Raw genomic sequence first — 16,089 nt, forward strand, 5'->3', positions numbered from 1 at the left:
CCCCCGCTCGCCCACGGCCGGGTTCGGGGCGGCCGCCACCCGGTCCGGATCCCACCCCGACGACCCGGTGCGTTCACGCGCCGGGTCGCCGTTGTACCGCGTGGCATCAGATGTAGCTGATGTCCAGCTCCCGAGGCGGCAGGTTGATGGCCCTGGCGGGGATGCTGTTGCTCGCGGCGCGGCCCACGAACAGCCACCCCAGGACCTCCTCGTGCTCGTCCAGGCCGTAGAACTCCCGGACCAGTTCAGGGCCGTAGGGTTCCCGGTGGGACCACACGGTGGCCCATCCCTGGGCGTAGAGGGCGGCCTCGAGCACCCCGCGGGCGGCGAAGACGGCGCCGCGCTGGTCCTTCTTGGACTCGGGGAGCTCCGGGTGGTGGCGGAAGATGACCGCCACCGCCGCGCCACCCTGTGACGCCCACTGCAGGGATCCCCGGTACGCGGCGAGCACCCTGATCTTCTTGCCCTTGAGCCGGGGCACCGGGCCGGTGAGGTTCGGGACGGCGGTCAGACCCGCCATGGCGGCCGCCAGCAGGGGCGCGGATCTGCTGCTGCTCACGACCACCCGCCACCCCGTGGGGCGGTCGTCGTACTTGGCGCCGGCGGCGGCCCGCAGGACGGATTCGAGTTCCTCCGGTCGCGGGGCCTCCTGGGTGAGGATGCTCGCCGGGCGGCGCTGGGCCAGGACTCGCAGCAGTGTGGTGGACATGACAGCCATCTTGTCACTGTCCTCGAGCGTTCTGCGGTATCAGCACCCCGGGGATGATGCGATGATGGGGGCATGTCATCCAGTGTTCCGACGTCGCACGCGGGCTCACCGCCCCATCGCGTCCCAGACGCCCCCCAGACGAATTCCAACCCTGCCGGTGAGGCACGGGACATGGTCACGGCGCCCGTGCGGATCGCCGCCGCGTGGTCCTGGCGCATTCTGCTGATCATCGCTGGTGTGGGCGTGGTCGGATGGCTGCTGAGCCATGTCACCACGGTCCTCATCCCCGTGCTCCTGGCGGCGCTGCTCGCCGGGCTGCTGTTCCCGGCGGTGCGGTGGCTGCGCTCCAAGGGCTTTCCCGCCGCGCTGGCGGCCATCACCGTGGAGATCGGGCTGATCCTGCTGGTCCTGGGTCTGCTCGCCCTGGCGGGCCAGCAGATGATCGTGGGATTCACCCAGCTCTCCAGCAGCGCGGTGGCCGGTTTCCAGAAGCTCGTGGGCATGCTCGAGGACAGTCCGCTGCACCTGTCCACGGACAACATCACCCAGTGGATCTCGGAGCTCGGCAACACGCTCCAAGACAACACCGGCACCATCCTGTCCAGTGCCATGACGTTCGGCTCCACCGCGGGCAACATCGCCACCGGCACCATCATCATGCTGTTCGTGCTGCTGTTCTTCCTCATGGACGGGGAGAACATCTGGCTGTTCCTGGTCAAGCTGTTCCCCCGGCGTGCCCGTGCCGCCGTGAACGGGGCCGGCCGCAAGGGCTGGATTTCGCTGGCCCAGTACGTGCGCATCCAGGTGTTCGTGGCGTTCGTCGACGCCGTCGGCATCGGTCTCGGGGCGTTCCTGCTGTCGGTGCCCCTGGCCCTGCCGATCGGTGTGCTCGTGTTCCTGGCGTCCTTCATCCCGATCGTGGGCGCCGTGGCCACGGGCATCGTGGCCGTGCTGGTGGGGCTCGTGGCCGTGGGCCCCGCGGCCGCACTGGGCATGCTGATCGTGGTGCTGTTCGTGCAGCAGATCGAGTCCAATGTCCTGCAACCGCTTGTGATGGGCAAGGCCGTGGCCCTGCACCCCGTGGCCGTGTTCCTGGCCGTGGCCTCGGGCAGCGTGCTCTTCGGCATTGTGGGTGCACTGTTCTCCGTGCCCGTGCTCGCCGTGCTGAACACCATCGTGCGCTACCTCTCGAGCCGCGCCTGGGAGCGGGACGACGAGATCGCGTGGGAGCCCTTCATGTACCCTCGCGAGATCAAGAAGGCCGCCAAGAAGAAAGACCTGACACGTGAGCAGGTCATGGCGCAGCTGCAGCGCTTCCGCGGCAAGCGCCACCGCGAACGCGAAGACGAGGAACGCAAGCGCGAGGAGAAGCACAAGAAGGAGACCCGCAACGACGCCAGCATCGAACAGGACACGCTGGGGCCGGACGGCACCCGCAGCTAGTTCTTCCGGTGCAGCATCCTCGTAATAGCATGGAAGGCGGCGGCCCCACCCCGGACGCCGCCTTCCTCGTTCCTGCAGCCGGCCGCCGGTCGTGATGCCGCCGGATCCGCATGCTCCGGGAAGCCGCATGATTCGGCGACGACGAAAGAAGTTCCTGTGGGCCACACTGCACTGCCCGTTTCCGTGGACGACGTCCGGGGCGCCGCGGCTCTCCTGGACGGGGTGATCGAGCGGACGCCCCTCGCGCACTCCCGGGCCCTGTCCCGCATGCTCGGCTCCGAGGTCTACCTCAAGTGCGAGAACCTGCAGCGCGCGGGGTCTTTCAAGGCCCGCGGGGCGTACGCACGCATGTCGCAGCTCTCGGAGGACGAGAAGCACCGGGGCGTGGTGGCGGCTTCGGCCGGCAACCACGCCCAGGGCGTGGCCCTGGCGGCGGCCAAACTCGACATCACCGCGCGCATCTACATGCCCCGCGGTGCCGCCCTGCCCAAGATCGCGGCCACCCAGGACCACGGTGCGGAAGTGGTGCTCCACGGTTCATCGGTGGACGAGGCGCTCGCGGCGGCCCAGCGCCACGCGGACGAGACGGGAGCCGTGTTGGTCCACCCCTTCGACCACGTGGACATCATTGCCGGCCAGGGCACCATCGGGCTGGAGATCCTCGAGCAGCTGCCCACCGTGGACACGGTGATCGCCGGTGTGGGTGGCGGCGGTCTGCTGGCGGGCGTCTCGGTGGCCGTCAAGGCCAAGGCCGCGGAGCAGGGCAGGGACATCCGTGTGATCGGGGTCCAGGCGGAGAACGCCGCCGCATACCCTCCGTCGCTCGCCGGGGACGCGATCGTCACGCTGACGCGGGTGTCCACCATTGCGGACGGCATCGCCGTGGGCCGCCCCGGGCAGCTGCCCTTCAGCATCATCCGGGAGCTCGCGGACGACGTCGTGACGGTCTCGGAGGACTCGCTCGCGCAGGCCCTGATCTTCATGCTGGAGCGCAACAAGATGGTGGTGGAACCGGCCGGGGCCGTGGGGGTCGCCGCGATCCTCGAGGGTGAGCTGCGGCAGAGCCACCCGGACCTGGGCACCACGGTGGTGCTGCTCTCGGGCGGGAACATCGATCCCATGCTGATGCTCAAGGTCATCCAGCGCGGCCTGTCCGCGGCGGGTCGCTACATGACCATCAAGATGATGCTCACGGACCGCCCCGGTGAGCTGGCGCAGATCTCGCAGCTGATCGCGGACATGGACGCGAACGTGACGGGTGTGAACCACACGCGCATCGGCGGTTCCCTGTCCATGGGGGACGTCTCCATCACGATCGACATGGAGACCAAGGGACACTCGCACTGCGACCAGGTGCTCGCGGCCCTGGAGTCCCACGGCTACCACCCCGTGGTGGTGCACTGAGACGAACGGGACGCCGCGTCCCGGGGGCCGTGCGACCGGCGGCTGGCCACGCGTCCCGGGGGCACACGACCGGCTGGTGGCCACGCGCTCCGGCCCCGGGGCGTGAGCCCGGCCGGCCCGCGCGGCGGGTCAGGGGCGGCGTCGTCCGCGGGCCGAGACGTAGCTGAGGAAACCGGCCACGAAGGTGGCCACCCACAGGATGTTGCGCGGACCCCCGGTGGCGTTGAGGGACGGGTCGTTCTGCCCCAGGAAGTGCACCACGATGGCGGCCACCGCCAGCAGGGCCGTGAGCGCGAGCAGCGGGATGGTCCAGCGGGTGGGTGTGCGGTTCCAGTGGGTGACCACGGGGGATCTCCTAGCGCGGGCGACGGCGTGTGCCTCGATCCTACGGCGCCGCCCCCGGATTCCGGCCCCGCCCCCGGGCCCGGCGCCGGGAGGGGCGGCACGAAGACGGGAGGCCGCCGCGCGAGTGCGAGGCGGCCTCCCGTGAGGGGCTCAGACGGTGCTCACCGGCTGAAGGGCTTGGCCTTCAGGATCTTCACGGTGATGTCTTTGCCGTTGGGCGCCTTGTAGCTCACGGTCTCGCCCACCTTGTGGCCGTTGATGGCGGCACCCATGGGGGAGCGCTCGGAGAAGACCTCGAGGTCCTCGCCGCCGGTGAGGTCCTCGGCGACCTCGCGGGAGCCCATGAGGAACGTCATCTCGTCCCCGGCGATCTCGGCGGTGACCACCATGCCGGCCTCGATCACGCCGTCGTCCGCGGGGGCCTCGCCCACCTGGGCGTTCTCGAGCAGCTGGGTCAGCTGCTGGATGCGGCCCTCGTTCTTGCCCTGCTCCTCGCGCGCCGCGTGGTAGCCGCCGTTCTCCTTGAGGTCACCCTCGGAGCGGGCCTGCTCGATCCGGTCCACGATCTCCTGACGGTAGGGCCCGGCGAGGTGGTCGAGCTCCTTCTTGAGCCGGTCGTACGCTTCCTGGGTGAGCCAGGCTCCCTCGTGAGTAGGCACGGTGCCTCCGTTCTGTGCTGCTCATCGCCCTGATGAGCACGTGTGAAAAACCCCGCCCCGGGGCGGGCCGTGTGGCCCAGCGCGTCCGGGTCGGGGGTGTGAACTCCGCAGAAGTCTAGAGGACTCCGCGTCCGCAACCCAAAGTGACGCGCGACACCGCGGTTCAGCCCGCGGTCTCCCAGCACGAGTCCACCCCGGCCGTCGTGGCCGTGTTGGTGGTGCGGACCGGGACCCGGTGCGTGCTGGTGCGCCCGTTCAGCCGCTCGGGCGCCACACGGCCGATCGTCACCTCGTTCCACCCCACCACGGCGTGCTGCTCGTTCAGTGCCCGGACGGCGCACGTGACGGTCTGGTCCGGGTCCTTGGTGAGGTCGAAGTCTGCGGACACGTGGGCGGCGTCCGTGATCTGGAAGCTGACGTCCTTGGACACGGGTTTCTGGGAGCCTCCCCACACGATCCACACCACGAACACCGCGGACACGAGGGTGGCCGCCGCGGCGATCAGCAGCCACCCGCGTGTCGAGGGTCCCCGGCGGGGGACGGCGGCGACCGTACGGTGGGCGGCCCCGTAGCGCTGCGCGAGGACCCGGTCGGCCCCGGGGAACTCGGGATCGGGGCCTGCCTCCGAGGGAGGGGGCGTCGCGGAACTCATGGCACACACTGTACCCAGGGCGCGTGGGCGGTTCCTGGTGGCCCCGAGGGGGTGAGGTGGACGACAGCCCCCGGTGGGGGAGTCGGCGTAGGATACCCGGGATCACACTTTTCACGATGACGTCATGGAGGCATCCGTTCGGTGACGGACTATTCACAGCTTCGATTGTTGGCCGTTCACGCGCACCCGGACGACGAGTCCAGCAAGGGCGCCGCGACCATGGCCCACTACGCCCGTCTGGGCGCGCAGGTCATGGTGGCCACGTGCACCGGCGGCGAGCGCGGGTCCATCCTCAACGCGGAGATGGCGGGTGACGTCTGGGCGGAACGCGACCTGCCGGGGCTGCGCCGCCACGAGATGGCGTCCGCCGTGGAAGCACTGGGTGTGCAGCACCGTTGGATCGGTTTCACGGACTCGGGCCTGCCGGAGGGCGATCCGCTGCCCCCGCTGCCGTGGGGCTGCTTCGCTCTGCAGCCGTTGCAGCGCGCCTCGGCCCCGGTGGTGCAGCTGGTCCGCGAGTTCCGTCCCCACGTGATCCTCAGCTACGACGAGAACGGGGGCTACCCGCACCCGGACCACATCCAGACCCACAACGTGTCCATGGAGGCCTACCTGCGCTCGGGCGATCCCGAGGCGTACCCCGGCACGGGAGAACCCTGGACCCCGTCGAAGCTGTACTACGACCGTGCGTTCAACCCCGAGCGCTTCATGGCGTTGCACGAGGCCCTCGAGGCCCGCGGGATGAAGTCCCCGTACGCGGAACGGATCGCCGCCATCCAGGAGTCCGACCCCGAGGGCCACCGCCCTCCCATGCCCCGGCACGAGACGACCACCAGGATCGAGTGCGCGGACCAGTTCCCGGCGCGGGACCGCGCGCTGAGCAGCCACCGCACGCAGGTGGACCCCAAGGGCCTGTTCTTCGCGGTGTCCACCGAGACCCAGGCCGAGGTGTGGCCCTGGGAGGACTACACGCTGGCGGAGTCGCGGGTGCCGAGCTCGGTGCCGGAAACCGATCTCTTCGCAGGAATCGACCCGACCACCCCACCCCGGAAGTGAGTGCCTCCGTGCCCACGCTGCTGAGCGTCCTCGCCGCCGCCACACCCGCACCGAGTCCCGAGGACACGCTGCGCCCCGGGCTGGACCCGAGCCAGGTCTCCCCGGGGCTCGTGGGCTTCCTGATGACGTTCGTGCTGACCGCGGCCGTGGTGCTGCTCGTCATCGACTTCAACCGCCGCAACCGGCGCCTGCGCTACCGCGCGCAGTACGCCGAGCAGCGCGCCGCCGAGGAGCGCATGGGCGGCGGACACGGCGAGGGGCAGCCCGTGACCGGGGGCGCCGGACGCGCGCGTGCGGACGTCTCCGGGGCGCACCCCGCACAGGGGGACGACGCCGCCCGCTCACCCCGCGGGGACGCACGCCCCGGGCGCCCGGACGCCGACCATCTGGGCGCGCAGCCCCCGAACGACTGACGCCCGGGCACCACCCCGACCGACCGATACCCGGGCGACACCCCCGGCCAGCGGACCTGCGGCGCCCCGAGGCGATCCGAGCGGCATCGTCGTGGGTGAACGGGGCTGTGGTACCCGCGCCGCTGTGAGACCGTGGAACCATGTCGAACCGTCTGGCCCACGCCACGAGCCCCTACCTCCTGCAGCACGCCGAGAACCCGGTGGACTGGTGGGAGTTCACCCCGGAGGCCTTCGCCACCGCGCGGGAGCGGGACGTCCCCGTGCTGCTGTCCGTGGGGTACGCCGCGTGCCACTGGTGCCACGTCATGGCGCACGAGTCCTTCGAGGACCGGGACACCGCCGAGTACATGAACGCGCACTTCGTGTCCGTGAAGGTGGACCGCGAGCAGCGCCCGGACGTCGACTCCATCTACATGGCCGCCACGCAGCTGCTCACGCGGCAGGGCGGGTGGCCCATGACCGTGTTCCTCACGCCGGAGGGCAGGGCGTTCCACGCCGGGACCTACTACCCGCCGCGGCCCGTGCAGGGGCGACCGTCGTTCGTGCAGGTCATGACGGCCGTCACGGAGGCCTGGACCCAGCGGCGGGACGAGGTGCTGCGCAGTGCCGAGCAGGTCTCCGAGGCCCTCTCCCGGCACCCGGAACTCGTGGACCGGATGCTCGCGGATGCCGGCCCGTCCGTGGTGGCCGAGCCCGCGAGCGGGGCCGACGAGGACCGCACCGGGCGGCTCGTGGCGGCGTGGCTCGACGGTCTGGAGGTGGCGCGCGACGCCGCCCACGAGGGCTTCGGCACGGGGGCCAAGTTCCCGCCGTCCCCGGCTCTCGACGCCCTCGCACGGCTCGCCCGCCCCTCGGAGGGTGGTGCGGATCCGACTGCGGCGGCCGAGCGGCGAACGGCGCGGCACCTGCTGTGCGTGACGCTCGACGCCATGGTCGTCGGTGCCCTGCAGGACCATGTGGGCGGCGGGTTCTTCCGCTACTCCGTGACGCCGGACTGGTCCCTGCCGCACTACGAGAAGATGCTCTACGACAACGCCCAGCTGCTGCGGGTGCTCGCCCGCACCGTGGAGCTGCTGGACCGGGTGGGCACCGACCCCTCCCGCGCGGCGCGGTACCGGCACGCGGCCACGGCGCTGGTGGCGTGGCTGCAGCGGGAGATGATCACTCCCGAGGGCGCGTTCGCCGCCTCCCTGGACGCGGACAGCGACCCCGCCCCGGACGAACCGCACGCCGAGCGCGAGGGCGCCTACTACACGTTCTCCCGCCCGTCGCGGTCCTCCGGTGGCAGCCGCCCGGAGCCGGTCACCGCGTCCTGGGGCGAGGCCGGGTCCGTCACCGGCGTCCTGGACGAGAGCGTGCGCCGCGCCCTGTGGCAGCGGCGGCTCACGAGGACCGCCCCGCACCGCGACGACAAGATCGTCACCGCCTGGAACGGCATGGCCCTCACCGCCCTGGCCGAGGCGGGCGTGCTGCTGGACCGTCCCGAGTGGCTGCAACCTGCCACCACGGCAGCGGCGTTCCTGTGGGAGAACCACCGCGACGCCGCTACCGGCACCCTGGCGCGGACCTCGCGCGGCGGCGTCGTGGACGCGCACGAGGGCCAGCTCGAGGACTACGCATGCCTCGGCGCCGGGCTGCTGGCGCTGTACCGCGCCACGGGGGACACCGCCTGGTACGAGCGCAGCGCGGCGCTCGCGGACACCGCCGTGGCGCGCTTCGCGCGCGAGGACACCGTCCTCGAGTCCGCGGAGGTGGACCCCACGCTCGCGGCCGCCGGGTCCACGGGCCGCGCGGAGCCGTTCGACGACGTCGCCGCGTCCAGTGCCGCCATCCTCGCCCGGTGGCTCACCGAGCTGTCCCGGCCCGAGGCGGGCGGGCGGAAGGTCCAAGAGGTGGTGGCCGCCGTGACCGGCGCCGCCGCGGGAGTGGTGCTCAAGGCCCCCACCGCGGCCGGCGGCACGGTCTCGGCCGTGCTCGGTGCGGCCCGCCCGCCGGAGCTGCTGGAGGTGGCGCACGCCTCGGCGCAGCAGTGGGACCAGGTCATGGACACGCTGGGTGCGGGACGGGTGCTGGACACCCTGGTCCTGGACGGTGCGGTGGCCCCCTACGGGGTGCCCGGGACGTCGGAGCCCGGATTCACGGTGTGGCGCTGCCGGGACGGCCGGTGCGAGCTGCCCGTCCACTCGGTGGCGCAGCTCGCGCGCCGCGTGGCGAGCGAGCGCGGCGGAGACGACTGAGCGGACGGAACCTGGTGGACGGCCCGGGGGAGTGCTCCGCGGACCTGCTCCCACGGGCCGCGGGCCCTCGGAGCGGGGGCCCGCGGTGCAGTCAGGACGCGAACATCGCGAGCATGATCGAGATGTAGTGGCACACGAAGCCGATGATGGTGCACGCGTGGAACACCTCGTGGAAGCTGAACGTGGCGGGCAGCAGCCGGGGCCGCTTCAGGGCGTAGCACAGCGCCCCGGCGATGTAGGCGGCGCCGCCGCTGATCAGCAGGACGGTGGCCGGGACGTTCACGGCGAAGAACGCGGGCAGGTACAGCAGGGCCAGGCAGCCCATGACGATGTACAGCGGGGTGTAGAGCCAGCGGGGAGCGCCCAGCCAGAACACTCGGAAGACCACCAGCAGGGCCCCGAGCGTCCAGATCACGCCGAGCAGCAGCGCCGCACGATCACCGGGCAGGAAGCTCACGGCCAGCGGCGTGTAGGTGCCCGCGATGATCAGCGCGATGTTCGAGTGGTCCAGCCGCCGCAGCACCGCGTTCATCCGGGCGCCCCAGTAGAAGCGGTGGTAGACGGCCGAGGTCCCGAACAGCATGATCGCGGTGACGGTGTAGACGAGGCACGCCAGGCGCAGCTGTCCCGTGGGTGCCACCGCGACGGCCACGACACCCATGGCGATGGCGAACGGACTGAACCCGGCGTGGATCCACCCCCGCCACGACGGCTTCTTCTCCACGGTCAGGGGCCCGTTGCGGGTGTGCCGCACCACGGTGAGGGGTGCGGGGGCGGGGGGTTTCGTCGCGCGGTCGTCTCGCATGCTGGATACCACTGCCTTCCGTGACTGTCCCCCGAGCGGGCCGGGGACGTGAGGCGCTGCTGGATTGCGCTTGACCTACGGGTAGTTTAGAGGGTGTGAATCCGCGTTGGCCGAGTCGACCCAGGGGGTAGGTGTGCCGTGAAACTCCCCCGACTGCTGTACTCCTTCTACGAGCACCGGCTGGCCCGCACCCTCGGTCCGGACGAGCTGCCGCGCCACGTGGGTGTCCTCGTGGACGGCAACCGCCGGTGGGCCAGGCAGTTCGGCGCCACCACCGTGGAGGGCCACCGGGCGGGTGCCCGCAAGATCGTGGAGTTCCTGCGGTGGTGCCACGAGCTCGACATCCGGGTGGTCACGCTCTACATCCTCTCCACCGAGAACCTGAACCGTCCGCCCGAGGAGCTCGCGGCGCTGCTGCAGATCATCACGGACCTCATGGGCGAGCTCCGGGACGAGGGCATCGGCCGGATCCAGGCCGTGGGCGCCCTCGCCACGCTGCCGCGGGCGCTGCAGGAGCAGCTCGCGTGCAGCGCCGAGCGCACGGCCGCCAATCCCGGCCCGCACGTCAACATCGCGGTGGGCTACGGCGGGCGCCAGGAGATCGTGGACGCCGTGCGGGAGGTCTTCGCGGAGGCCGGTGCCCGCGGGGAGTCCCTGGCGGACACCGCCGCGTCCCTGAGCGTCCAGGACATCTCCTCCCACCTCTACACGCGGGGCCAGCCGGATCCAGACCTGCTGATCCGCACCTCCGGTGAGCAGCGGCTGTCCGGGTTCCTGATGTGGCAGTCCGCGTACAGCGAGTTCTACTTCTGCGAGGCTCTGTGGCCGGACTTCCGCCGCGTGGACTTCCTGCGCGCGCTGCGGGACTACGCGCGCCGCCAGCGCCGCTTCGGGGGCTGAGCCAACGACGCCTCCCGGCCGTCCGCGCACCCGCCCCGCCATCCCGCGCGGGGGAGGGTGCGTGCCCCGCCCCGTGGTCCCGCGCGGGGGAGGACACGCGCCCGGTCCCCGGGCGGACACGGTTCCCGGTGTTCACCCGGTTGCCCGCAGGGCGTCCTGCCGGTACCCGTTCCGCAGCGGATGTTCACGCGGAGTTCACCCCGGTGGCGGGCTGCCCTCGACCGGGGCTCCTAGCGTGGGAGCAGCCGGCGGACCGCCGGTGCGAGCCCGCGTGGAAAGGTCCCCATGAGCAGCGACGCCCCCGTGGCACCCGTTCGATCCGCAGGAACCCCCGGTGTGAGCGCGCCCACCGGTGCGGCCCTCACCGGTCGCAGCGGTGACCAGGAGCAGCCGGGCCGCGACCGGGTGCCCTCCGCCCCCTCCGCGGTCCACACGGCCGCCACGACCCCGAGGGCGGTGCGCAGCTACGTGATCGACACCTCCGTGCTGCTCTCGGACCCGCGGGCGCTGCTGCGCTTCGCCGAGCACCGGGTGGTGGTGCCCATGGTGGTCGTCACCGAGCTCGAGGCCAAGCGCCACGACCCGGACCTCGGGTACTTCGCCCGCAAGGCCCTGCGGCTGCTGGACGATCTGCGGGTGGCGCACGGCGGACTGGACCGTCCGGTGGAGCTGCCGGGCGGCGGGTGTCTCACGGTGGAGCTCAACCACGTGGCGGACACCGTGCTGCCGCAGAGCTTCCGGCTCAAGGACAACGACTCCCGGATCCTGAGCGTTGCCGCGAACCTCGCCCAGGAGGGCCACGACGTGTGCGTGGTGTCCAAGGACCTCCCCATGCGGGTCAAGGCGTCGGCCCTCGGTCTCGCCGCGGACGAGTACCGCGCCGAGTGGCTGGGCGGTGACGACGAGTATACGGGCGTGGCCCACCTGGACGTGCCCGACGACGTCGTGTCCGCCCTGTACCTCGAGGGCCGCGCCGACGTGCCCGGGGCGCGGGAGCTGCCCGTGAACACGGGGCTCGTGGTGCGCTCGTCCGCCGGCAGCGCCCTCGCGCGGGTGGAGCCCGAGGGGCGGGCACGCGTGGTCGCCGCGGACAAGGACGTCTTCGGGGTGCAGGGCCGCTCGGCCGAGCAGCGCCTGGCGATCGACCTGCTGCTGGACCCCACCGTGGGCATCGTGTCCCTGGGTGGCCGGGCCGGAACGGGCAAGTCCGCGCTCGCCCTGTGCGCGGGGCTCGAAACCGTGCTGGAGCGCCGCGAGCACCGCCGGATCATGGTGTTCCGTCCCCTCTACGCGGTGGGCGGGCAGGACCTGGGCTACCTCCCCGGCACCGAGGAGGAGAAGATGAACCCGTGGGGTCAGGCGGTCTTCGACACCCTCTCCGCCGTGGTCTCACCGGCCGTGGTGGACGACGTCGTGGCGCGCGGCATGCTCGAGGTGCTCCCCCTGACCCACATCCGCGGGCGCTCGCTGCACGACGCGTGGGTCATCGTGGACGAGGCCCAGTCCCTCGAGCGCAACGTGCTGCTCACGGCGCTGTCGCGGATCGGGCAGAACTCCAAGGTGGTGCTCACGCACGACGTCGCCCAGCGGGACAACCTGCGTGTGGGGCGTCACGACGGGGTCATGGCCGTGGTGGAGGCGCTCAAGGGCCAGCGGCTGTTCGGGCACGTGACTCTCACCCGGTCGGAGCGCTCACCCATCGCCGCGCTCGTCACGGACGTCCTGGAGCGCCACGACGTGTGAGAGGGGTGCAGCGCGGCGGGCGCGCGGGCGGCGTCGTCGGCCGCGGTGCGGCAGCCGTGGTCCGCGTCGGCGGGGAGCGGCACGACACCGACCGGAGATCGCGGGCTCCGCGTCGGGGCACGACCGGTGGGCTCGCACCCGGCACGGACCGCGGACTCAGCGGGCGTCCACGGGCCACGGCACGTGGCGTGAGACGTCCGTGAGGTCGAAGTCCTGCCGGGTGAAGAGATCGTCCAGCTGGTACTCGTCCACGCCCTCGATCACCAGCCGGTGGCCCTGACCCGCGTGCGGGCCGTGGAGCACGTGCGAGTAGACGCACACCCCCGTGGCGGTGTCCACCGCCACCCGCGTGGGCCCGGGTGCCAGGGGGTGACCGCTCGTCACGGGGCGGTAGCGCACCGTGGGCGCCACCGTGGCGCACCACACGCGCCGCTTCGCGAACGCCCCGGCGGCCACCGACCGGACGACGGCGGGGCGGGCCTCCGGGAGGTAGGGCGGCGTGGGAGCCGGGCCGGCCAGTTCGACGGGGTCAAGGATGGCCTGCCAGCGGCCACCACCGAAGATCGGGTCCCCGTAGGCCGCGTCGGGGCGGCGCGTGACCAGGCCGTGGTCGTCGTAGACCGGGGCCACCAGCGCGGGTGGCAGCAGCCAGGAGCGGGGCGTGTCCGTGACGTAGAAGTCGTCCCGGGAGCGCTCCAGGGAGGTGGTGGTGTAGAGGGGCGCACCGCCCACCGTCTCCACGCGCAGGTCCGAGGGGCGCCGCAGCCAGGCGCGCACCGGGGCGGCCGGGCTGGCTGCGTCACCGCCCACCCAGGACAGGGTGAAGCGCAGGGTGTGCCACCGCCACGGCGACGACCGGCACAGGGCCGCGAACGAGGCGGCGGAGACCTCCGGGACATCGGGTCCGTTCTGCCGGGGAGCACTCATGGGCCCAGTCTAGGAAGCGCCCCTCCACAGGCCCTGCAACACACGGGGTGGGAGCGGGCGGGGTGCCTAGGATGAGCCCATGATGCAGCCCAGTGCGGCGGGTATCGGGGGATTCGTGGGGGATCACCTGCAGGGCGCCACCGTCAGTGCGCACCTCGCGGCGGTGATGTGCGCTTCCGCCGTGCTCGTCCTCGCGTGCTCCGGGGTGTGGCTCGCCGCCACCGACATCCGCGAGCACCGACTCCCCGGTTCCGTGGTCCGCCCGCTCTACCCCGTCACGGCCACCCTGCTGGGTGCCGCAGCCCTGCTCGCCCAGGACACCGCGCGGCTGTGGTGGATGCTGTGGGGTCTCGTGATCATGGGTGGGATCTTCCTGCTGCTGCGCCTGCTCCACCCCGCCGGGATGGGTCTGGGGGACGTGCGGCTCGCCGGGGTCCTGGGGCTGGTGACCGGGTTCTCCTCCGTGACCCACACCGTGCTGGCCCTCGCCCTCACGTTCGTGCTGGCCGGTGTGTTCTGCCTGGTCCTCGTGCTGCTGCGACGGGCGAGCGCGAGCAGCCGCATTCCCCTGGGGCCGTTCATGATCGTGGGAAGCTTGGGCGTGGTGGCATTCGCCTGACCGACCGTCCAGCACCGGGAGACAGCACCCATGGCAACACCGGAGTTCATCCAGCACCTGCGCCGCAGCATCGGCCACGACCTGCTCTGGCTGCCCGGGTGCACTGCGGTGGTGCTGCACGAGGGCAGGGTGCTGCTGGGCCGGCGCGCGGACAACGGCAACTGGGGTCTCATCACGGGCATCGTGGAGCCGGGGGAGGACCCGGGCGTGGCCGCGCGACGCGAGTGCCTCGAGGAGACCGGCGTGGAGATCACCGTGGACGCCCTGGTCCGGGTCAAGGCCGGGGGCGTGGTGGAGTTCCCCAACGGCGACCGCTGCCAGTTCCTGGACCACACGTTCCTGTGCAGCTACGTGGCCGGGGAGGCGAGGGTCGCCGACGACGAGTCCCTCGTGGTGGGGTGGTACCCCCTGGACGAGCTGCCGCCGCTGCCCGAGCACCAGGCGGAGCGCCTGCGGGCCGCACTGGAGTACACGGGCCGCACGGGTTTCGAGCGCTGAGCCGGGGCAGGCCCGGGTGGGAACCCCCTCGCACGAGATTGCTCGATTGAGGTGGGCATTTTCTCATCTGATATTTTGACCGTGGGATGAATCACAGAATTCACCCGAGGATTCTCTGACGGGAGCAGCCATGCAGCAGGACACATCCGCCACAGGGGCAGTGAGGCTGACGCGGGCCGCGCTGCAGGATTTGGACATCCCGGTCCCCGAGTACGACCGGTCCGCGGTGTCCGTGGGCATCGTCCACTTCGGGGTGGGAGGCTTCCACCGGGCCCACCAGGCCATGTACCTGGACCGGCTGATGAACCGGGGCAAGAACCTGGACTGGGGCATCTGCGGCATGGGGGTGCTGCCCGGCGACGCCGCCATGAAGCAGGTCATGGCGGAGCAGGACCACCTCTACACCCTGGTGCTCAAACACCCGGACGGGACCCTGGAACCGCGGGTCGTTGGCTCCGTCGTGGATTACGTCTTCGCCCCGGAGCAGCCCGAGCAGGCCATGGCGCGGCTCACCGATCCCGCCACCCGGATCGTGTCCCTGACCATCACCGAGGGCGGGTACAACTTCAGCAAGTCCACGGGACTGTTCGACCACACGAACCCCGCGGTGGCCCGTGATCTGGAGCAGGCCCGTGCCGCCGCCGAGGGCCGGGAGGCCGAGCCGCCCGGCACCGTGTTCGGCATGGTGGTCGAGGCCCTGGCGCGCCGCAGGGAGGCGGGAACCCCGCCGTTCACGGTGATGTCCTGCGACAACATCCAGGGCAACGGCCACATGGCCCACCAGCAGTTCACCGCCTACGCCCGGCTGCGCGATCCCGAGCTCGCCGAGTGGATCGAGGCCAACGTGCCGTTCCCCAACTCCATGGTGGACCGCATCACCCCCGTGACCACGGACGCGGACCGGCAGCTCGTCACGGAGCGGTTCGGGGTGGTCGACCGGTGGCCCGTGGTGGCCGAACCGTTCGCGCAGTGGGCCCTCGAGGACGCCTTCGCGGACGGGCGCCCCGCTGTCGAGGAGGTGGGGGTCCAGGTGGTGCCGGACGTGGCGCCCTACGAGCTCATGAAGCTGCGGCTGCTCAACGCGAGCCACCAGGCGCTGTGCTATCCCGGGTTCCTGGCCGGCTACGAGTACGCGCACGAGGTGTGCCAGGACCCCGCGTTCGTGGCCTACCTGCTGGGGTACATGAACCGCGAGGCCACGCACACCCTGCGCGCCGTGGAGGGCGTGGACCTGGACGCCTACAAGCACCAGCTGATCGAGCGCTTCGCCAACCCGCACGTGCGGGACACCCTGGCTCGGCTGTGCGCCGAGTCCTCGGACCGGATCCCCACGTGGCTCGTGCCCGTGATCCGGGAGAATCTGGCGCAAGGCCGACCCGTGGAGCTCAGTGCCACCATCGTGGCCTCGTGGGCCCGGTACGCGCAGGGCGTGGACGAGAAGGGCGCCCCGATCACCGTGGTGGACCAGCGCAGGGAGCGCGTCATGGCCGCGGCAGCCCAGCAGGACGAGGACGAGCTCGCCTTCATCCGGGACGAGGACCTCTTCGGCGACCTCGCGCAGCACGAGGGGTTCACCCGCCCCTACGCGGCCGCCCTGCGCAGCTTCCGCGAGCGCGGAGCACGGGTGACCATCGAGGACGCCGTGGCGCGCTTCGCGCAGTAGGAGTCCGGCGCCCCGG

16 protein-coding genes are annotated in these 16,089 nt (G+C 71.7%); 10 read left to right on the forward strand and 6 right to left on the reverse strand.

Annotated elements, in window-relative coordinates:
- Positions 1–106 precede the first annotated feature (106 nt).
- Complete coding sequence (locus C1C97_RS09725; protein ID WP_121031574.1) at positions 107–709, reverse strand: nitroreductase family protein; 603 nt, start codon at positions 707–709, stop codon at positions 107–109.
- A gap of 171 nt (positions 710–880) precedes the next feature.
- On the opposite strand from C1C97_RS09725, the gene C1C97_RS09730 reads away from it, so the two are divergent.
- Positions 881–2,152 (forward strand): AI-2E family transporter, encoded by a 1,272-nt coding sequence (locus C1C97_RS09730; protein WP_233542868.1) that lies wholly within the window; start codon positions 881–883, stop codon positions 2,150–2,152.
- A 156-nt stretch (positions 2,153–2,308) separates the two neighbouring features.
- Positions 2,309–3,556, forward strand: a complete 1,248-nt coding sequence (gene ilvA, locus C1C97_RS09735; protein ID WP_121031578.1) for a threonine ammonia-lyase — start codon at positions 2,309–2,311, stop codon at positions 3,554–3,556.
- A gap of 129 nt (positions 3,557–3,685) precedes the next feature.
- On the opposite strand, the gene C1C97_RS09740 is transcribed toward ilvA, so the two are convergent.
- The 3 genes from C1C97_RS09740 to C1C97_RS09750 form a co-directional block, all read right to left on the reverse strand.
- Entirely contained in the window at positions 3,686–3,901 is a 216-nt protein-coding gene (locus C1C97_RS09740) for a hypothetical protein (protein ID WP_110920760.1), read from the reverse strand.
- Between the two features lie 161 nt (positions 3,902–4,062).
- Positions 4,063–4,560, reverse strand: coding sequence for a transcription elongation factor GreA (gene greA / locus C1C97_RS09745; RefSeq protein ID WP_110920759.1), 498 nt, complete (start codon positions 4,558–4,560; stop codon positions 4,063–4,065).
- 163 nt (positions 4,561–4,723) lie between these two features.
- The gene (locus C1C97_RS09750) at positions 4,724–5,212 is read right to left on the reverse strand and encodes a DUF4307 domain-containing protein (RefSeq protein ID WP_110920758.1); all 489 of its coding nucleotides are present in this window, start codon (positions 5,210–5,212) and stop codon (positions 4,724–4,726) included.
- Between the two features lie 141 nt (positions 5,213–5,353).
- Here C1C97_RS09750 and mca point away from each other — a divergent pair, with 141 nt between their 5' ends.
- The 3 genes from mca to C1C97_RS09765 all read left to right on the forward strand — a co-directional run bounded on the left by mca (position 5,354) and on the right by C1C97_RS09765 (position 8,918).
- Positions 5,354–6,268 (forward strand): mycothiol conjugate amidase Mca, encoded by a 915-nt coding sequence (gene mca, locus C1C97_RS09755; protein ID WP_110920757.1) that lies wholly within the window; start codon positions 5,354–5,356, stop codon positions 6,266–6,268.
- A gap of 8 nt (positions 6,269–6,276) precedes the next feature.
- A complete protein-coding gene (locus tag C1C97_RS12600; RefSeq protein WP_233542869.1) occupies positions 6,277–6,681 on the forward strand; it encodes a hypothetical protein in 405 nt (134 codons plus the stop codon).
- A gap of 140 nt (positions 6,682–6,821) precedes the next feature.
- The gene (locus tag C1C97_RS09765) at positions 6,822–8,918 is read left to right on the forward strand and encodes a thioredoxin domain-containing protein (RefSeq protein ID WP_110920756.1); all 2,097 of its coding nucleotides are present in this window, start codon (positions 6,822–6,824) and stop codon (positions 8,916–8,918) included.
- Between the two features lie 91 nt (positions 8,919–9,009).
- On the opposite strand, the gene trhA is transcribed toward C1C97_RS09765, so the two are convergent.
- Positions 9,010–9,723, reverse strand: a complete 714-nt coding sequence (gene trhA / locus C1C97_RS09770) for a PAQR family membrane homeostasis protein TrhA (protein ID WP_121031580.1) — start codon at positions 9,721–9,723, stop codon at positions 9,010–9,012.
- Positions 9,724–9,861: 138 nt separating this feature from the next.
- Between trhA and C1C97_RS09775 the strand changes: the two genes are divergently transcribed.
- Together C1C97_RS09775 and C1C97_RS09780 are read left to right on the forward strand one after the other, a co-directional pair.
- Entirely contained in the window at positions 9,862–10,623 is a 762-nt protein-coding gene (locus C1C97_RS09775; RefSeq protein WP_110920910.1) for an isoprenyl transferase, read from the forward strand.
- Between the two features lie 285 nt (positions 10,624–10,908).
- The gene (locus C1C97_RS09780; protein WP_233542870.1) at positions 10,909–12,366 is read left to right on the forward strand and encodes a PhoH family protein; all 1,458 of its coding nucleotides are present in this window, start codon (positions 10,909–10,911) and stop codon (positions 12,364–12,366) included.
- Between the two features lie 156 nt (positions 12,367–12,522).
- Here the strand turns inward: C1C97_RS09780 and C1C97_RS09785 are convergent, their stop codons facing one another.
- A complete protein-coding gene (locus tag C1C97_RS09785) occupies positions 12,523–13,293 on the reverse strand; it encodes a hypothetical protein (protein WP_110920909.1) in 771 nt (256 codons plus the stop codon).
- 79 nt (positions 13,294–13,372) lie between these two features.
- Between C1C97_RS09785 and C1C97_RS09790 the strand changes: the two genes are divergently transcribed.
- The 3 genes from C1C97_RS09790 (at position 13,373) to C1C97_RS09800 (ending at position 16,073) form a co-directional block, all read left to right on the forward strand.
- On the forward strand, positions 13,373–13,912 hold the full coding sequence (locus tag C1C97_RS09790; protein WP_121031582.1) for a prepilin peptidase: 540 nt from the start codon (positions 13,373–13,375) through the stop codon (positions 13,910–13,912).
- Between the two features lie 30 nt (positions 13,913–13,942).
- Complete coding sequence (locus C1C97_RS09795) at positions 13,943–14,410, forward strand: NUDIX hydrolase (RefSeq protein WP_110920923.1); 468 nt, start codon at positions 13,943–13,945, stop codon at positions 14,408–14,410.
- Between the two features lie 130 nt (positions 14,411–14,540).
- Positions 14,541–16,073: a mannitol dehydrogenase family protein gene (locus C1C97_RS09800; RefSeq protein WP_121031584.1), complete on the forward strand. Its 1,533-nt coding sequence runs from the start codon at positions 14,541–14,543 to the stop codon at positions 16,071–16,073.
- Positions 16,074–16,089: the final 16 nt, after the last annotated feature.

This window comes from Kocuria tytonis, from assembly GCF_003226895.2.
GTDB lineage: Bacteria > Actinomycetota > Actinomycetes > Actinomycetales > Micrococcaceae > Kocuria > Kocuria tytonis.